This window comes from Methylobacterium sp. J-077, from assembly GCF_022829365.1.
Taxonomy (GTDB): domain Bacteria; phylum Pseudomonadota; class Alphaproteobacteria; order Rhizobiales; family Beijerinckiaceae; genus Methylobacterium.
The window spans coordinates 1-18,072 of sequence record NZ_JAKSYJ010000168.1 but is presented as its reverse complement, the minus strand read 5'-3'; the positions used below and the strand labels follow the sequence as shown (position 1 = coordinate 18,072).

The 18,072-nt window shown below is 68.1% G+C and carries 17 protein-coding genes and 1 tRNA gene; 15 read left to right on the top strand and 3 right to left on the bottom strand.

The genetic code is table 11. The features are described from left to right. Positions 1-614: 614 nt before the first annotated feature. The 15 genes from MKL11_RS21430 (at position 615) to MKL11_RS33600 (ending at position 13,565) form a co-directional block, all read left to right on the top strand. Positions 615-688 (top strand) — tRNA-Gln (locus MKL11_RS21430). Between the two features lie 403 nt (positions 689-1,091). Then, positions 1,092-1,280, top strand: coding sequence for a hypothetical protein (locus MKL11_RS21425; protein ID WP_243947136.1), 189 nt, complete (start codon positions 1,092-1,094; stop codon positions 1,278-1,280). Positions 1,281-1,507: 227 nt separating this feature from the next. Continuing rightward, positions 1,508-1,930 (top strand): hypothetical protein, encoded by a 423-nt coding sequence (locus MKL11_RS21420; protein ID WP_243947134.1) that lies wholly within the window; start codon positions 1,508-1,510, stop codon positions 1,928-1,930. Further along, complete coding sequence (locus MKL11_RS21415; protein ID WP_243947132.1) at positions 1,927-2,688, top strand: S1C family serine protease; 762 nt, start codon at positions 1,927-1,929, stop codon at positions 2,686-2,688. The genes MKL11_RS21420 and MKL11_RS21415 overlap by 4 nt, the downstream gene beginning before the upstream one ends. Positions 2,689-2,816: 128 nt before the next feature. Next, positions 2,817-3,200: a hypothetical protein gene (locus MKL11_RS21410; protein ID WP_243947130.1), complete on the top strand. Its 384-nt coding sequence runs from the start codon at positions 2,817-2,819 to the stop codon at positions 3,198-3,200. 39 nt (positions 3,201-3,239) lie between these two features. After that, positions 3,240-4,622, top strand: a complete 1,383-nt coding sequence (locus tag MKL11_RS21405) for a PepSY-associated TM helix domain-containing protein (protein WP_243947129.1) — start codon at positions 3,240-3,242, stop codon at positions 4,620-4,622. A 20-nt stretch (positions 4,623-4,642) separates the two neighbouring features. After that, positions 4,643-5,038: a DUF2946 family protein gene (locus tag MKL11_RS21400; RefSeq protein WP_243947127.1), complete on the top strand. Its 396-nt coding sequence runs from the start codon at positions 4,643-4,645 to the stop codon at positions 5,036-5,038. A gap of 67 nt (positions 5,039-5,105) precedes the next feature. Then, a complete protein-coding gene (locus MKL11_RS21395) occupies positions 5,106-7,418 on the top strand; it encodes a TonB-dependent receptor family protein (protein ID WP_243947125.1) in 2,313 nt (770 codons plus the stop codon). A gap of 139 nt (positions 7,419-7,557) precedes the next feature. Continuing rightward, entirely contained in the window at positions 7,558-8,535 is a 978-nt protein-coding gene (locus MKL11_RS21390; RefSeq protein ID WP_243947123.1) for an ABC transporter substrate-binding protein, read from the top strand. Beyond that, positions 8,532-10,571, top strand: coding sequence for an ATP-binding protein (locus MKL11_RS21385; protein WP_243947122.1), 2,040 nt, complete (start codon positions 8,532-8,534; stop codon positions 10,569-10,571). Before MKL11_RS21390 ends, MKL11_RS21385 begins: the two co-directional genes overlap by 4 nt. Then, positions 10,568-10,966, top strand: a complete 399-nt coding sequence (locus MKL11_RS21380; RefSeq protein ID WP_243947121.1) for a response regulator — start codon at positions 10,568-10,570, stop codon at positions 10,964-10,966. Before MKL11_RS21385 ends, MKL11_RS21380 begins: the two co-directional genes overlap by 4 nt. Beyond that, a complete protein-coding gene (locus MKL11_RS21375) occupies positions 10,963-12,228 on the top strand; it encodes an adenylate/guanylate cyclase domain-containing protein (RefSeq protein ID WP_243947120.1) in 1,266 nt (421 codons plus the stop codon). The genes MKL11_RS21380 and MKL11_RS21375 overlap by 4 nt, the downstream gene beginning before the upstream one ends. Before the next feature lie 144 nt (positions 12,229-12,372). Next, positions 12,373-12,549: a hypothetical protein gene (locus MKL11_RS21370; protein WP_243947119.1), complete on the top strand. Its 177-nt coding sequence runs from the start codon at positions 12,373-12,375 to the stop codon at positions 12,547-12,549. A gap of 273 nt (positions 12,550-12,822) precedes the next feature. Next, on the top strand, positions 12,823-13,422 hold the full coding sequence (locus MKL11_RS21365; RefSeq protein ID WP_313900769.1) for an ABC transporter substrate binding protein: 600 nt from the start codon (positions 12,823-12,825) through the stop codon (positions 13,420-13,422). Further along, positions 13,317-13,565 carry a helix-turn-helix domain-containing protein gene (locus MKL11_RS33600; protein WP_409565893.1) on the top strand — a complete coding sequence of 83 codons (249 nt, stop codon included), beginning with the start codon at positions 13,317-13,319 and terminating at the stop codon, positions 13,563-13,565. The genes MKL11_RS21365 and MKL11_RS33600 overlap by 106 nt, the downstream gene beginning before the upstream one ends. A 138-nt stretch (positions 13,566-13,703) precedes the next feature. Here the strand turns inward: MKL11_RS33600 and MKL11_RS21355 are convergent, their stop codons facing one another. The 3 genes from MKL11_RS21355 to MKL11_RS21345 form a co-directional block, all read right to left on the bottom strand. Continuing rightward, entirely contained in the window at positions 13,704-16,436 is a 2,733-nt protein-coding gene (locus MKL11_RS21355; protein WP_243947117.1) for a molybdopterin-dependent oxidoreductase, read from the bottom strand. Continuing rightward, complete coding sequence (locus MKL11_RS21350; RefSeq protein ID WP_243947115.1) at positions 16,433-17,260, bottom strand: FAD binding domain-containing protein; 828 nt, start codon at positions 17,258-17,260, stop codon at positions 16,433-16,435. Before MKL11_RS21350 ends, MKL11_RS21355 begins: the two co-directional genes overlap by 4 nt. Positions 17,261-17,932: 672 nt before the next feature. Further along, the coding region (locus MKL11_RS21345; RefSeq protein ID WP_243947262.1) for a transposase at positions 17,933-18,072 on the bottom strand (140 nt) is incomplete at its 5' end.

The window sequence follows — 18,072 nt, the reverse complement described above, 5'->3', positions numbered from 1 at the left end:
AGACAAGGCTGAAAAATAACATATGGGTGAGTTTCAGCGGCGGAACGCGAGTGTGACCAATCGGCCACCTCATCGCCACACACACCCATGCAGCAGTCCAGCATCACTGACCTAAACCCTGTCGCCGATCGTTTCGCGGCGTTGGGAACACCCGCGGGGATCGCTGCGGACAAAATTTCGGTGCGCCACGCAAAACGGAAATCGTTTCCGCTTTGGCACAGGTAGCTCAAAACTCGTCCGCGATACGCGTTGGAAGCACGCGTCCGATTGCTACCGCTTTTGCTACCCAACTTGTTGGTATCAGCTGGGACGAAGAACGATGATAGAACGCGCGCAAGCCGATTTTCGATTACCTGTCAGGCCGTTAGGTAACGCGACAGGACACAGCGGGATGGCCGGGAGCGAATTTCAAGACCGCTGCCTTAAACCACTCGGCCACCCTTCCCGGCCGCACCTGCGGCATGCCGGTTATGGACGCCCCGTACGCCGCGTCAACCGCAGAACGACCGGTTGACCTGTCACGGCATTCCGCCTATCTCACCGCCCACGCCCGGAGCCACCAAGACGGCGCGGGTGTTGTACGGTCGTGCGGGCTTTTGGGACGACCGGCGCGGTGGGGGATAGTTTAACGGTAGAACGGTGGACTCTGACTCCTCTAGTCCTGGTTCGAATCCAGGTCCCCCAGCCACCTCGTTCTCGTCACGCTCGACATCCAAACAGCTGATTTCGGAATGAGTGGCGCTCCGCGCGCCGTCGAGGCGTGAGCGTTCCACTCCGGATCATCGATCAGACTTCGCTCCGACCGATCGAGCAGAGGCCTTTCGAACCAAGCCAACATGTCCCATGGCCGCCGCCCGGCCACTCGGGACGGCCGATCGATAAGCTGACAAATCAGTGCGCCATACAGGTGGCGACCGGCTTGAATAGCACTTTCGATCCATCGGTGTTGTCTATGCATTGGCGTGTGGGTCAATTATTCTCACATCAACCTTAGACACGCAGACTCGGCCCGACCCACTCCACAATCCCTCACCTCACGATAAGCTTTCCGTGGATCATGATTCGATTCTGATCTGATGAGGATTAAGCTTATGAAGGGGCATTTGCTGATTGCCGCCTGCGCGGCCGGCTCTGTTGCTGCGATCGGACTGGCGCCGATACCCGCTCAGTCGCAAAGCGCCGGTGCCATTTTCGGCGGATTGGCTGGCGGCGTGCTCGGCGGCGTCATTGCGGGCTCGATCGCCGCCCAGGCGGCGCGGGAGCGTCCGGTGGTCGTCTAGCGCGCGTCCACGCGCACCGTCCGGGTCATCCACGAGGTGCGTCGTGCGCCGCACCGGAAGGTCGCGCGTGCGCGCCAGCGTCCGATGCAGCCGGCCGCCGGGCCGTCCAGGGCTCAGGTGGTGAACGCGTCGGCCGATCCGTTCGCGCCGCCGCAGGGCAGCGCCACCACGGCCGTGAACCAGGCGCGCTGAGCCGTCCCGCCCGCGACGCACGCAGGATCAACCGCATGTCCCGATCGAAGGTTGCCTCGTCCGCCCTGTTGGTCGCCAGCCTTGCGGTGACGTCTGCCGCAGCCTCGCCGGCCCCGCCGAATCTGACGGTCGACAAGACCTTCGGCAAAGTGGCCGGCTGGTCGATCGGCTACAGCGAGAGCCTCGGCGGCTGCCTCGCGGCGGCGAGCTATGGGGACGGCACCACCCTGCTGTTTAGCTTCGGCGGGGCTCGCGAATCGTCCTACCAAGCGCTCACGAATCCCAAATGGCGCTTCCTCAAGGTCGGCGGTCAGTACGAGATCCAAATGCTGGCCGGTGGCGAGAAATGGCGTGGCACCTTCACGGGCTTCGAGCGCGGGGAGGCCAACGGCCTGTTCCAATCGGGTTTGAAGGAACGTTCGTCGCCGACCTGTCCGCCTCCGGCAGCATCAGCGTGATCTTCCAGGGCCGGCAGATCGCAGTCCTGTTCCTGGTGGGCTCCACCGAGGCGTTCGATGCCGTGATGGGCTGCCAGAAGGACGTGATCTCCGCGGCAGCCAAGGAATCGCCGGGCCTTCCCAAGCCGTACAAGCTCGAGGCCGGCATGATCAGCACCGGCACCGGCTTCTACGTGTCGGAGCGCGGGCATCTCCTCACCAACAATCACGTGGTCGAATCCTGCTCGGACTTTTCCGTCCGGCATCCGGGTCGCCCCTCAATCCAAGCCCGGCTCGTGGCGCGGGACGCGACCAACGATCTCGCGGTTTTGGCCACCGATTCCCCGCAGACGGCCGTGCCGCCCCTGTCGGTCCGGGCTCGGCTCGGCGAGAATGTCTATGTCTACGGCTACCCGCAGAGCGATGTCCTGGCCTCCACCGGCAGCTTCACCATCGGCAACTTGACGGCCACCGCCGGATCGGGCGACGACACCCGCAAGATTCAGATCTCGGCGCCGGTCAATCAGGGCAACAGCGGCGGGCCGGCACTCGATCAGTACGGGAACGTGATTGGGGTAGTGCAATCCAAGCAGGTGGCGTTCGCCTCCGGAGACGTTCCGCAGAACGTCAACTTCGCCATCAAATCCACGATTGCCCTGAACTTTCTAGAGGCGAACGGCGTCGAGGCCCCGATCAACGTGCGCGCGACCGACCCGATGGACGGCGCCGGGATCGCCGAGAAGGCCCGGGATTTCACGGTCCAGATCGTCTGCCATTGAGGATCACCGCGGCCGGCGCATGCCGAGCGGGCCCGCAGCCGTCGGTCCTGAAGTCCACCGCCCGGACCCCGCGATGTCGTGGAACGCGCGGCCGGGCGCCGACGCCCCGTTGACGTCCGATGGCGACGGTGCCTAACAATCGCGTCATGCGCCGGTGCCTGCCCCAGATGGTCCAAGGCCGCGCGATCATCGGGATGGTCGCGCTCTACGCGCTGTTGCTGCAGGCCTTTCTGGGCTTTGCCACGCCCGCCCATGCCTTCGGGTCATCCGGCGCCGCGCTGTGCGCCGAGCACGAGTCCGGCACGCCAGACGATGAGGCGGCCCCGCTCCACGCCCATCCCTGCTGCACGCTGGTGCAGTCGGTCGGCGTGGCGCTGCCCCCTTCTGAGCCGGTCGCGGTCGGCTGGCCGTTCGCGCCGGCCCTGCGGCTGGCCTGGCGGCCGGAGGCCGAGCGGCCGAAGACCGGTCCGCCGCCCTCGGCGACCTCCGCCCGAGGTCCGCCCGCGGCCTGACGATCCCGTTTCCCGATCGTTCAGACCCGGACCGTTTCCATGTCGATTCTCCTGCACGGCAGCGCCCCCGCATTCGGGGCCGTCGCCGCTCTGCGGGCTTCCCGCGAGGCCATCTACCGTGCCGTGTGGCGCTGGCACTTCTATGCCGGGCTGCTGTGCCTACCGTTCCTGATCGGCCTATCGGTGACCGGGGCGCTCTACCTGTTCAAGGACGAGATCAACGGCAGCTTGTTCGCCTACCGGACCCGCGTGTCCGTTCAGGCGACCGCACCCCTCGGACCGGACCGGCTGATCTTCAACGCCCTGCAGGTCGAGCCGGCCGGGGTGCCGCTCTCCTACACGGACCCCGCCGCGCCCGATGCCTCGGCCCTGGTCACCCTGTCGAAGGGCGGCCGCAAGCGCCTCGTCTACCTGGATCCATATACCGGCTCCGTGCTCGACCGCGTCGACCGCGACGGCGAGTTCATGATGATCGTGCGCGGGCTGCACAGTCTCAGCTATTTCGGCGCGTTCGCCAACGCGCTGGTCGAGGTCGTGGCGGGCTTCGCCATTATCTTGGTGGTCACGGGCCTGTACCTGTGGTGGCCGCGCGGCCAGACCGGCGGCGTCGTCAGCCTGCGCGGCACGCCGCGCCGCCGGGTCTGGTGGCGGGACCTGCACGCCGTGACCGGGCTCGTCGCCGGGGGCGGCCTGCTGTTCCTGGCAATCACCGGGCTGCCCTGGTCGATCTGGTGGGGGCAGCAGCTGCGGACTTGGTCGAACGCCGCCGGTCTTGGCCAGCCCGTGATCCTGTGGGCCAACCGACCGGTCTCGACGGTGCCGATGCGCGCCCGGCTGCCGGATGCCGGCTGGACGATGCAGGATGCGCCGGTGCCACGCTCGCAGCCGGCCGCCAGAACGGCGGAACCCATCGGGATTGATCAGGCCGCTGCGATCCTTGGGCGGCTCGGGATGCCGCAAGGCTACGAACTCGCGCTGCCGGTTGGCGCGGACGGCGTCTTCGCGGCGGCGGCCTACCCGCACGATGTCGCCCAGCAGCGGATGATCTCGCTCGATCAATATACCGGCGCGCCCCTGGTCGACGTGCACTTCGCCGATCTCGGCCCGATCGGGCGGGCGGTCCAGTACGGGATCGGCATCCACAAGGGCGAGCATTGGGGCCGGGCCAACCAGTTCGCCATGCTGGCCTTCTGCCTCGCCACGATCCTGCTTGCCGTCACCGCCGCCACGATGTGGTGGAAGCGCCGCCCGGCCCGGAGCCTCGGCGTGCCGCCTTGGCCGCGGGACCGGCGCGTGATCGCGACCGTGACCCTAGTGATCGCCGGGCTCGGCGCGCTGTTTCCCCTGACCGGCCTGGCGATCCTGGCAATGATCGGGCTCGATCTGGCCGCGCAGATGGCCCGCGGGCGCCAGGCGAGCTGATCGCAAGACGGGCGGGCTCGATGCCCGTGTCGACCGACCGCATGACCCTTCGCAGGCGTCCCGGCCTCCTCGGCACCGGATTGATCCTGCTCGCCCTTTGGGTTCAGGCCCTCGCGCCGGTGGTCGCCCTTCGTATGGCGCTGGCCGTGCCCGAACTGCAGGGGGCGATCCTGTGCGGACACCCGCCGGGAGGCGATGAAGTCGGCGTCTCGGTGGAGCAGCCGGTTGCACCGCCGACCTGCGATGTGTGCCGGCTGTGCCGCGCCGGGATGATCCCTCCGCCCCTTCTGGAAGCCCCCGTTTTCGCGCGCCTGCTGCGCTGGACCGCGCCGGCCTGGCCGATCCCGCCCCCGTCCCGTCCGAAGCCGATGCCGCGCGTGGCGGGCCAACCGCGCGCACCACCCATCCCCGCCTGATCACGGTGTCAATTCCGGCGGCGACCGCGCCGTCCGGCTCCCAGACCGATCAGACGAGACTTTTAAGATGTCGCCTCACCAAGCCGCATCGCGGTTCGGCACGCTGGCCGTGCTCCTCGCCGGCTCCGTCATACCCGCCTCGGCCCAGCAGGCCGTGACGCTGGACGAACTGTCCGTTGAAGGCGAGGCCAGTCCCGGCGCCAGCCGGACCGCGAGCGCCGTGCCGTTCGGCGTGGCCGCGCCCCAGGGCTCGGCCCCGTCTGTCATCGAGCACCCGGTCGGCCAGGTCGTCACCGGGATCGGGCGCGACGACACCATCGCCGACCGGCCAGCGACCAGCATCGGCTCGGTGCTGGTGAACAGCCCCGGCGTCACCGTCCGCCAGGGCAATGGCGGGCGCGACGTGATCATCTCGATCCGCGGCAACAACGCCCGCTCCACCGGGGTGATCAAGAACACGGTGGTCCTGGAGGACGGCTTCATCCTCACCCAGCCGGACGGCGCGTCCCGTTTCGACCTCACCGACCCGCGGGCCTACAGCCGCATCGACGTCTTCCGCGGCCCGCAATCGCCCCTGTTCGGCAATTACGCCACCGGGGGCGCCATCGCGTTCCGGACCCGCACCGGTCGCGAAATCGACGGCTACGAGATCGGGACCGACGCGGGCAGCTTCGGCTACCTCAGCAACTACTTTACCGTCGGCAAGGCCAGCGGGCCGTTCGAGATCAGCCTGTTCGCCAGCGACGTCCGCGCCAACGGCTTTCAGGATCATGCGAGCTACGACACGCAGACCATCAACCTCCTGGCGAGCTACACGCCGACGCCCGACAACCGGTTCACCCTGAAGGTGATCAACAACACCCTCGACACCAACCTTGCGGCCCGTTCCTCGCTGGCGCAGTACCGGATCAATCCGTACCAGCGGGGTTGCACCGCGACCGCGAGCGCGGCCCCCGGCTGCACGACCTTCAACCTTCTCCGCAATGGTGCCTTCGGGGCGACGGTGCCGGTGACCGCGGACGAGGGCGGGTTCGGGCGCAAGGACCGGCGGACCATCGTGGCGGCGCGCTGGGAGCACGATATCGACGCGTTCACCACGTGGCGGACGCAGCTCGGCTTCGACGAGCGCAACTTCAACCAGCCGTTCTACACCAACGCCTTTCTGGGTTCGTTCCCGGCCTGGAATTTCCTGACCGACGTGACGCGGCGCGGCGACCTGTTCGGCCTGCCGGCTGTGGGCTACGTGGCGCTCGCCTACAACACGATCGACATCCATACGCCCACCTACAACCTGACGCCGTTCGGCGCGTCCCGCCTCGGGGCGCTGATCGGCGTTCAGGATGCGGGACAGTCCAATCTCGGCGGCCGGGCGCGGCTCGAACTCTCCCTTTCCGACCGCTGGACCGGCGTCCTGGGGATCAGCGCCGAGAGCACCGCCATCAGCGGCCGCAACCTCGCCTACAGCTACACCGCGAGCGGCACGACCCGGACGGTGGCGAATGCCGACCGCACCTTCCTCAACGTCGCCCCCGAACTCGCTTTGGTCTACCGGCCGGACGCGGCTTGGGCGTTCCGCGGCCGGGTCGCTACCGGATACACCACGCCGGCGGCGGGCAACCTGTTCGTCACCCCGGCGGGGCTGCCCGGCAACAATACCCAGCTCCAGACCCAGAAGAATCTCGGCTTCGACCTCGGGGCGGATTGGAGCCCGATCGAAACCTTGCGCCTCAGCGTCACCGGCTTCTACGAATTCTTCCGCAACGAGCTGGTCTCGCAATCCCCCGGGGTTGGCTTGCAGAGCTACACGTTCAATGCGCCGGCCTCGGAGCACCGAGGCGTCGAAGTCGGGGCCGACTGGGCCTTCGCGCCGGGCTGGCGTGGGGTCCTGGCCTACACATTCGATGACCAGATCTACACGCGCTACACGGAGCAATTGAGCGCCGGCAGCCTCACCCGCCTATTCGACCGGGCGGGCAACCGGATCCCCGGCGTGCCGGCCCATCAGCTCCTGGCGCGGGTCGGCTACGACGTGCCGGCAGGGCCCCTCGCGGGTCTCGGGGCCTTCGTGGAGACCGTCGTGCAGGGCGATTTCTACATCGACAACGCCAACCTGCTGAAGGCGCCGGGCTACGCGATCGTCAACGCCAACGTCCACTACGCCACGGAGCTGACCGGCGGCTACGCGAAGCGGCTGAACCTCTACCTGGAGGTGCGCAACCTGTTCGACACGACCTACGCCGCCTCGGTCCAGAACCTTGCCAACTCGATCAGCGGCGCGACTGGCCTCCAGAACGGCGCCGGGGTGCTGGCGACGACCACCGGGTCCGTGTTCGCGGGTGCGCCACGCAACATCGTCGGAGGGATGCGCCTGGCATTCTGATAACCGCGTCCCCGGGTCCGCCGTGGTGCCATGGCCGAGCCTGCACTAAGCTCCGGATCCGAACGCCGGATCGGTGCGGGCGCGCGGCCCGGTCCGCGCGGCGAGGCGCGATGACGAAGAAAACCGACGCGGTGATTGGATGAGGCGGCGGACCATCATTGCCGGGTTGTCGTGCGCCGTGGCGGGCTGGCCGCTCGCCGTGCGGGCGCAGGAGCAGGCCCAAGTGGCGGCGCTCTGGCCGTTCGTGGACGGAGGCGCCGAGGGTCAGTCGCTGTCGCTCGCCTTCCGGGCGGCCCTACACGAACTCGGGCGCACGAACCTGCAGATCGATGATCGCTGGGGCGGCGCGGATGTGGAGCGCACCCGCGCGCTGGCGGCCGAGATCGTGCGGGCGAACCCGCGGGTGATCTTCGCCTTCCTCAATGCGCAGCTCTCCGCGGTGTCCGCCCTGACGAAGACGATCCCGATCATCTTCGTCGGCGCCTCCGACCCGGTCGGATCCGGCTACGTCGCGAGCTTGCAGCGGCCCGGCGGCAACATCACCGGCTTCACCCTGTACGAGGCGTCCCTGGCGGGGAAATGGCTGGCGGCGCTCAAGGAGGCGGCGCCGACGCTCCGTCACGTCACGCTGCTGTCGAACCCGAACACGGAAATCCGGCGCGGCACCTTCTACACGGAGGCGCTCGGGACCACGGCGGCCTCCCTCGGCATCGGGACGGAGGTGGTCATGGCCGGCACCGCGGACGCGATCGACCCGGTCATCGCCGATCTCGGCCGGCGGGGGGATGCCGGGCTGATCGTGGCGCCCGGCACCTTCAGCGAAGCCAACGGCGACCGCATCGTCGCCCTGACGGCCCAGCATCGCGTCCCGACGGTCTTCGCGATCCGCCGCTTCGCCCATCGCGGCGGCCTGATGTCGTACGGACCCGACCCCGCCGAGGCGGTCCGTCGCGCCGCCTCCTACGTGGATCGCATCCTCCACGGCGAGAAGCCGGCGGCGCTTCCAGTGCAGGCGCCGACGAAGTTCGACTTCATCGTGAACCTCAAGACGGCGCAGGCCCTGGGATTGACGATCTCGTCGGCACTGCTCGCCCAAGCGGACGAGATCGTCGAATGACGGCGACCGACACCGTCCAGGCTCCGGCCGCCTTGGACATTTCGGCCGAGCGCTTCCGCCTGCCGCTCGCGGGGAAGTTTGCCGTCGCCTTCGTCGGGCTCGTGACCCTGGTCCTGCTCATCAACGGCGCCGTCGACCTGTTCCTGAATTACGGCGACGCCAAGCGGACCGCGATCGAGGTCCAGCGTGAGAAGGCGCACGCGGCCGCGGAGCGGGTCGAATCCTTCATCTCCGAGATCGAGAGCCAGATCGGCTGGACCACCCGGGCCGAGTGGCGCCGCATCTCTCCGGAGCAGCAGCGCTACGACTTCATCCGGCTGCTGCGGCAGGCGCCAGCCATCACGGAGGTCGCCTATCTCGATCCGAACGGCCGAGAACAGCTCCGGGTCTCGCGCCTCGAACCGGATGTCGTCGGCAGCGGCAAGGATTTCTCCACCGCGCCGCGCTTCGCCCGGGCGATCGCCGACAAGGTCTGGTTCGGCCCGGTCTATTTCCGGCGGGGATCGGAGCCGTACATGACCGTGTCGGTGACCCATGCCGGGCGCGACCCGGGCGTGACCGTGGCCGAGGTCAATCTGAAGCTGATCTGGGACGTGGTCAGCGCGATCCACGATGGTTCGGGCGGCTACGCGTTCGTGGTCACGGCCTCCGGTCGGTTGATCGCCCACCCGGATCTCAGCCTCGTCCTGCGGGACACCGACCTGTCGACCCTGCCCGAGGTGGCGGCCGCCCTGTCCGCCCGCCGCTCCGGGGCCAATCCGGACACGACGGATTACGAGATCACCACGGCGCTGGACGGCGGCTCGGTGCTGGCGGCCCATGCCACCATCCCGCGGGTCGACTGGATCGTGTTCGTGCAGCGGCCACTCGGTGAAGCCATGGCGCCACTCTACGCCTCGGTGGTCCAGACCCTGTCGCTGATGGGCCTCGGGGTGATGCTCGCGACCGTCGCCGGGACCTTCCTGGCCCACCGGATGGTGGTGCCGATCCGCCAGCTCGAGGACGGTGCGGAGCGCTTCGGCGCCGGCGACCTCTCGGAGCGTATCGTGATCCGAACCGGCGACGAGATCGAGACGCTCGCGCACCGCTTCAACCTGATGGCGAGCCGCGTGCAGGACTCCTACGAGACCCTGGAGGCCAAGGTCGAGGAACGGACCCGCGACCTCAACACGTCCCTGGACGACCTCCAGAAGGCCCAGAGCCGCCTGGTCCAGTCCGAAAAACTCGCCTCCCTGGGCCAGCTCACCGCGGGGATCGCCCACGAGATCAAGAACCCCCTGAACTTCGTGAACAACTTCGCCGCATTGTCGAGCGAATTGGTCGACGAGTTGCAGGAGGTGCTTGAGCCGGCTGCGCTCGATCCGAAGACCCGCGCCGAGGTCGACGAGATCGCCGATCTGTTGAAGGGCAATCTCGGCAAGGTCGTGCAGCACGGCAAGCGTGCCGATTCGATCATCAAGAACATGCTGCTGCACTCGCGTTCCGGGTCCGGCGAGCACCGTTCCGTCGAAATCAACGCCCTGGTCGAGGAGAGCCTGAACCTCGCCTATCACGGAGCCCGGGCGGCCCAGCCGAGCTTCAACATCACCCTGGTCCGCGAGCTGGATCCGGCGGCGGGCACCGCGGATGTCTACCCGCAGGAATTGACCCGCGTCCTCTTGAACCTGATGTCGAACGGGTTCTACGCCACCGAGAAAAGAAAGACCGAAGGAACCGAGCCGGACTACGCGCCCACCCTTTCGGTGACCACCCGTGATCGTGGCAACAGCATCGAGATCCGCGTGCGGGACAACGGCACAGGCATTCCGGACAGCGTCAAGGCCAAGATGTTCGACCCGTTCTTCACCACCAAGCCGGCCGGAGAGGGGACGGGCCTCGGCCTGTCCCTGAGCCACGATATCCTGGTGAAGCAGCATGGTGGATCGTTCGATGTCGCCACCGAGCCCGGCCGGTTCACCGAATTCACGATCACACTGCCCCGCGACGGCGCGACCCATGCCGAGCCGACCACTGCCCGAGCCCAGAGCGAGCCATGAACGTCCTCATCCTCGTCGTGGACGATGAGCCCGACGTCACCGACCTGTTCCGGCAGCAATTCCGCCGCGAGCTCCGTGCCGGCCGGTTCGCGATGGCGTTCGCGCATTCCGCCCCCGAAGCGCTCGCCTGCGTGAACGCGTCGGACGGGGCGAGCCTGATCCTGATGTTCTCCGACATCAACATGCCGGGCATGACCGGCCTGGAACTCCTGCCGCTCGTGCGCGCCGCACGCCCCGATGTCCCGGTCATCATGATCACGGCCTACGGCGACGCCGAAACCCGCGAGAAGGCTCTGGCCGGCGGCGCCGCGGGCCTGATCACGAAGCCGATCGACTTCGACTTGCTGCGGGCCGAGATCGAAGCCCGCCTGGGCTCCGTCTCGGGGTCGGCATGAGCCCCGGCTTGCCGCCCGCGAAGATCCTGGTCGTCGACGACGAGCCGGATCTCGAGGCGCTGATCACCCAGAAATTCCGCCGCCAGATCCGGGATAGACAGGTGTCCTTCCTGTTCGCCCATGACGGCCACGAGGCCCTGGATCTCCTGGCCGAAAATCGCGACGTCGACATGGTCGTGTCGGACATCAACATGCCCGGCATGGACGGCCTGACGCTGCTCGCGAAGCTCCAGGAATCGGACGACAGGCCCTCGACCATCATCGTCTCGGCCTACGGCGACATGGCCAATATCCGCACCGCCATGAACCGCGGTGCCTTCGACTTCCTCACGAAGCCGATCGATTTCGCCGATCTCGAGACGACGATCGCGCGGACGCTCCGCCATGTCGGGATCCTGCGCGAGGGCCGGCAGCGGCAGGCCCTGGCCGAGCGGGCGCACGCCTCCCTGGCGCGGTACTTCTCGCCCAATCTCGCCGAACGTCTGGCGGGCGACGCGTCGGGACTGGAACTCGGTGGCGCGCGGCGCGAGGTGGCGTCCCTGTTCACCGACATCGCCGGCTTCACCGGCCTGGTGGAGAGCCTGGACCCGATTCAGCTCGCCGAGATCCTGAACGGTTATTTCGCCGACATGACCGATCTCGTCTTCGAGCACGAGGGCACCGTCGCCAAGATCGTCGGCGACGCGATCCATGTCCTGTTCGGAGCTCCGGGCGACCAGGCGGACCATGCAGCTCGGGCCGTCGATTGCGCGCTGGCGCTCGACGCGGCCTCCGAGGCTTTCCGCCTGCGCTGGCGGGACCGGGGGATCGAGATCGGCGCGACGCGGATCGGCGTTCATGCCGGGCCGGCGATTGTCGGGAATTTCGGCGGCGGTCGGTATTTCGACTACACCGCCTATGGCGACACTATCAACACCTCCTCCCGCCTGGAGAACGCCAACAAGGCGTTCGGAACGCGAATCTGCGTGAGCCAGAGCGTGGTGATCCGGGCGGAGCAGTTCCGCGGGCGGCCCGTGGGCGATCTCATCCTGCGCGGGAAGCAGGGGGCTCTGCGCGCCTTCGAGCCGCTGACCGAGGCCGAGTACGATGCGGCGATGCTCGACCGCTACCTGGAGGCGTTCGCCAAGCTGGAGGCCGGTGAAGCCGGCGCCATGCCGGCCTTCGCAGCGCTCGTCGGCTTGCGGCCCGGCGATGCGCTATCGGCGTTCCACCTCAAGCGCTTGCTCAACGGCGCGTCAGGAACACGCATCGAGGTGCGCTGAACACGCCGCACCCTCCACCTGCAGCGCGCAAAGGCGGACACTGGAGAGCCTCCGCCACACCAGTCGAGCGCTCCGCGGGATGTTTCGTCCGTCGAACAGCCGAAACCACGACCGCTCGTTTCGCCGAGCCCCAGGGACCGCCGGATGAGATGGCGCGACGTCCTCGCGAGCCTCGGCGGCGCGGTCGCTTGGCCGGCAACAGCCTGTAGCCAAGCTCCGGGGCGGCGCCGGCTCGGCGTTCTCCTGGTCTACGGCGAGAGCCATCAGGACGTGCCGATCTTTGTCGGAACCCTCAGGAACAGCCTGCAGAAGTCGGGCTGAACCTGTAGGCAGAACCTGACGGTCGACCTGCGGCAGGGCGACGGCGAGAAAATGCGCCGCCAGACCGGCGACCTCCTGGCAGCCGAGCCCGATCTGGACTTCGCTCAGGGCGTGGTCGGCACGACGGCGGTCCATCAGTTGAACGCGCCCACGCCGGTGGTGTTCATCTAAATGCAGGATCCGGGCGGTGGCGGTCTGGTCACCAGCCTGTCGCAGCCCGGCGTCAACCTCGCCGGATTCACGAATTTCGGCTCCACCTTCGTCAGCAAGTAGCTGCAGATCCTGAAGGAACTCAGCCCTACGGTTACCCGGGCCGGGGCCGTCGTCAACGCGGATTACCACACGCGCTTTTCCAGCTACTCTGCCGAACTCACGCTGATCGGCCCGGCTCTGCACATCCGCGTCGAAGCCAGCGGCGTGCACGACGCGGCCGAGATCGAGCAGGTGACGTCCGCGCTCGCCGCTAAGCCGCATGGCGGCCAGATCGTGCTGCCGGATGTGGTGACCGGTGTGTACGTGCTCCAGATTATCGCTCTCGCTGCCCGGCACCGACTACCCGCGGTCTACGCCTACGCAGCCCAGGTCCGCCTCGATGGCTTCGCCGCTTACACGACCAGTGTGGCCCGGAACGTCCAGGAGGCCGCCCGCTATATCGACCGGATCCTGAGGGGGGCGGCGATGGGCGACCTGCCGGTGCAAGCAAGCGAGCGGTTTTTGCCCGTGATCAATCTCAACACCCCCACGGCCCTGGGCCCGACGATCACGCCATCGCGCAGGCGCAGCAGATTTCTAGCCGGCAGGTCCAGGCGAGGTTCAAAGGGAAGAGCGACACCTGCTCCGGCTTCGTCCTCGACCGGGCGATGCAGCGCCTGACGGATACCGACGACGCCCGACCGGTCAGCGCCATCGATGTCGAGTTCGGCGACCTGTCCTACTTCAACCGCACCGTCCGCAAGTACTTCGGCCTCACGCCCTCACAAGTCCGCCGGATGCGCGGAATCATTTACGCGATCTGACCGACACGGAATGATTGTCGTGGAACGCCGTCACAGCCGCACCGAGCGCCCCCACGAGCTGCCCCAGTGCTTGGCGAGCCGGAATCGGCCGGGAGGACAGCCCAGGTGCCGGGATCCCAAACTCGGGCTCGATGTCCGTCACCCCTTCCCGCTCAAGCTAGCCATCACGGCGCCAAAAATCCTGTCGGGTGCGAACGGCGTAGCAGTGAGCCGGGCCCCGGTCGCATCACGGATCGCGTTGCCGAGCGCCGCGGCCACCGGATTATAGGGCGACTCGCTCATCGACTTTGCGCCGAGCGGGCCGACACTGTCATGGGTCTTGGCGAACAGCACCTCGGTCTCCGGCACGTCGGCGCAAGCCGGGATGTGGTAGTCGCGCAGCGCCTGTGCGACGACCCGGCCGGCAGCGTCGATCGAAAGATCTTCGTAGAGGGCGGCTCCGATCGCCTGGGCGACGCCGCCTTCGACTTGGCCACGGCACTGCATCGGGTTGATCACCGTGCCGGCGTCGGCGGCGTGAACGCTGCGGAGGATCCGGATCTCGCCGCTCACCGGATGCACAGCCACCCGGAACGCCTGGACGTTGAACGCCACCGAGCGGGGGCTGCCGTCGGCCCGGCCCCGGGCCGCGAGCGGGCCGAGGCTGCCGAGCGTCAGCGAACCGCTCGGCGTCGCCACCACGCCGTCCGCGAGCCGGCAGGCGGCGGGCGCCGCGCCGGACAACTCGGCGGCGCGCTCGCGGATCAGCGCCGCCAGCGCTTCGGCCGCGCGGAGTACCGCGAGGCCGGCGACCACGGTGCCGGTGCTGCCATAGGCGCCGGTATCGTGGCCGATCGCATCCGTGTCGGGGTCGGCGACGCGGACGCGGTCCGATGCGATGCCCAGCGCCGAGGCGGCGATCTGACGGTGGACCGTGGTGGTACCGTTGCCGAACTCGGCCGTGCCGACCCTCACCGTGACGCCGCCGTCCGGCTCCAGGCTGACCTGCGCATCGGCATGGTGGCCGCGGGGCGGGATCGTGTCGATCATGGCCATCGCCATGCCGGTGCCGGCGCGCCAGCCGGCCTCGGGTTCCGGCCCCGGATCGGCCCGAAGAGCTTGCTCGACGAGGTCCAGGCATTGGTCGAGCCCGTAGCTGCCATAGACCACGTCGTGCGGCTTCAGGCTGTTCGACACCATCGGGTCGCCCGGCCGCACGGCGTTGATCCGGCGCAGATCGAACGGGTCGATTCCGAGGGACCGCGCGACCTCGTCGAGGGCCGATTCCAACGCATAGATCGTCTGGCTCAGCCCATAGCCCCGGAAGGCGCCGGACGGCAGCGTGTTGGTGTAGACCGCGTAGCCGTCGACCCGCTTGTTCGGGCAGGCATAGGCGGCCAGCACCTCGTTGCAGCCGTGGTGGATCACGCCGCCGGCGTGGTTGCCGTAGGCGCCGGTCTCCGAGAAGACATCGAGGCTGATCGCGGTGAGCCGGCCGTCCCGGCGGGCGCCGACCTTCACGGCGACTCGCATCGGGTGCCGGGTGGTGGTGGCGGTGAACTGCTCCTGGCGGGTCAGCTCCCATTGCACGGGTCTGCCGGTGCGCAGGACCGCGAGCGCGACAAGATCTTCGGTGAGCATCTCCTGCTTGCCGCCGAATCCGCCGCCGACCCGGTTACAGACTACCCGCACGGCGTCGCGTTCGAGGCCGAACAGATCGCATAGTGCGTCGCGGGTCAGGAACGGCACTTGGCTGCTGGTTTGGAGCGTTAGGCGCCCGTCCGAGTCGCGCCAGCCGACGCAGCCATGGGTCTCCAGGGCGACGTGCTGCACCCGCTGCGACCGGAAGGTGTTTTCATAGACCAGATCGGCCTCGGCGAAGCCCGCCTCGACCACGCCGATTTCGCCATGGACTTCCGCCGCCAGGTTCGGATGGCGCGTCAGCGGCGGCGCATCTTCGCCCGGCCGGTCAACCGGATCGTGGACCTTCGGGGCGTCGGGGCACAGTGCCAGGTCCGGGTCGAGGAGCGCCGGGAGGGCCTCGTAGGTCACGCGCAGCGCCCGGCAGCCGGCTTCGGCGGCCGCGACGGACTCGGCGACAACCGCTGCGACCCGCTGACCGACGAAGCGTAGGATGGGATCGAGCACCATCGTGTCGGCCGCATCATCGCGCGGATCCTGGTGGCGGCCGGTGGAGAAGCGGCGCTGCGGCGCGTCCGCATGGGTCAGGATTGCGACGACGCCGGGGACGGCCCGCGCGTCCGCCGTGTCAATTGCCACGATGTGGGCATAGGCGTGGGGCGAGCGCAGGACCTTGAGGTGAAGCGCATCGACCGGCGGCGCATCGAGGGTGAACCGGGCGCGCCCGGTCACCACCTGGGGAGCGGCCGGGGCGGACAGGCTGCGGCCGATCGGATCGCCGCCCTCGGCAGTGTCGCGGTGCGTGATCCCCGCGATGGCGTCCCGGATGGCGCGGTAGCCGGTGCAGCGGCAGAGATTGCCCTTCAGAGCGTCGCCGAGATCCTGTTTCTGGCCCTGGTTCAGGGCGGCGGCGGTCATGATCATGCCCGGCGTGCAGAAGCCGCACTGAAAGCCTTGAGCTGCCAGGAAGGCCGCTTGCATCGGGTGCATCGCGTCGGGCGCCGGATCCCCCGGCCGGCAACCGCCACCGAGCCCCTCAATGGTGGTGACGCTGCGCCCCTCGGCCCGGAACGCCGGCAGCAGGCAACTGTGCACGGGTTCGCCGTCGAGATGGACCGTGCAGGCGCCGCAATCGCCGGCGTCGCATCCCTTCTTCACCCCGAACCAGCCGGCCTCGCGCAGATAGGTGCGCAGGCACTGGCCGGGGCGCGGCGTGCCGGCATGCGTGTGGTCGTTGATCGTGAGCCTCATGCCGAAGCCTCATCCGCCAGGGCGTCGCGGATCTCTTGCGCGAGGTGCAGGGTCATGTGCCGGCGCCAGTCCGGCCGGCCGTGCACGTCGTCGTAATAGAGCTCCGCCGGGATCGCATGGTTGAGCTCCCGCGCGAGGGCATCCCGATCCGGCAGAGTTATGAAGGCGAGGCGCACGGGCCGGCGGGTCGCGGCCGTGACGGTGAGTGCGAAGGTGCCGGCAGGATCGAGCGTGCCGATCAGCAGCGCTCCGGAGCGGCCGTTCGGGCTCAGGCTGATGCGCCGGAAAACAGTGCGGCGAGCCAGAGCGGCAGTCGGCATGAACAGGCTGCGCAGGATCTCCGCCGGGCGGAGCGCATTCCGCTGCGGCCCGAGGACGAAGTTCATCACCGGCAGATGGCGCTCGCTCCCGTCCGGCGCCCAAATCGTGCAGGTCGCATCCAGGGCTGCAGCCAGTGCGGTCATCGGGCCGGCCGGCAGGCCCATGCACAGGTTGCCACCGACAGTGGCGACATTCCAGATCTTGAACGATCCGAGCAGAGCCCGACAGCATGGCCCCACCAGCGGGGCGGCGATCCAGTCCGAGGGAAGCTCGAGTCGGTCGAGCTGGGCGATCGTACAGGTCGCCGCCAGCGTCAGGCCTTCGGCCGCAATGGTGTGCGGCGGCCAGCCGAGTGATGTCAGGTCGACGAGCCGACGTGTCCCGGGCTGCGGCTCGGAGAACAGCCAGGTTCCGCCGGCCAGGCAAGCATCGCCAACCCGCCAATCCGGCAGGTCGGCCCGGCCCCGGGGCCGTAGGACGGTCTCGATCGTATTGAGATCCACAGCCCCTCCATAGCCTTGCATCGACAGGATACCGCTCAGCCTAGCAATATGCCTGCCGGTGGTTTGCCGCAGAGAGGAGAAGCGGTGGCTCCGATTCTGAGTTCACGCCTCCTCATGAAGATCATGATGGCTCTGACGGCGTCGCGTTACGGCAAAAACTGGGTCTGGGTGATGCGGCTGACCCGTTCGGGCAATCACCACATCCCGCGGGAACCGACATTCTCTATGCTCTGCGCCGGGTGCCTCGACGCCGCGTGGACCGACGGCGACAACCGGCACGGGCATCGCAGTCGACTGCGTCAAGAACATCGTCAGCGCGACGGTAGCTCAAACCCGTTTCTCGACAGGGCGGCCTTCGTGGAAAGGGGCTGCTCGAGACTTATCCGCAAGCGGAGAATGTGGCGTTCGAGGCTAATGTGGCGATCGAGGCTTTAGAGACGCTCTGGCTTCGCCGCGCCGTCAACGGCGTGCCGCACGGCTATACCTTCGTGCGGGACGGCACCGGGTTCACCTATGCAGGATTGGAGGCTGGCCAGGCCGGATCGGTCCCGAGGCCAAGTTTCTGCAACCAAACCTTCCCGAGACGAGACACATAGAAGCCCGTCCGAGTAACGAGGTTGGAAGCCGGGTAGAGGGGGGCGAGACGCGAGCCGATGGGGCGGATCAGCGGCCTCAGCGGCCTGCCTGTGCCAGCTTCAGCAGGTTGTGGGCCGTGCAGATCATCGCCCACTCGCCTCGGACCTGATCGAGCCCTCTCATCAGGAACTGTCGGAAGCCTCGGGCCTGCTTGATCTGCCCGAACACCGGCTCGA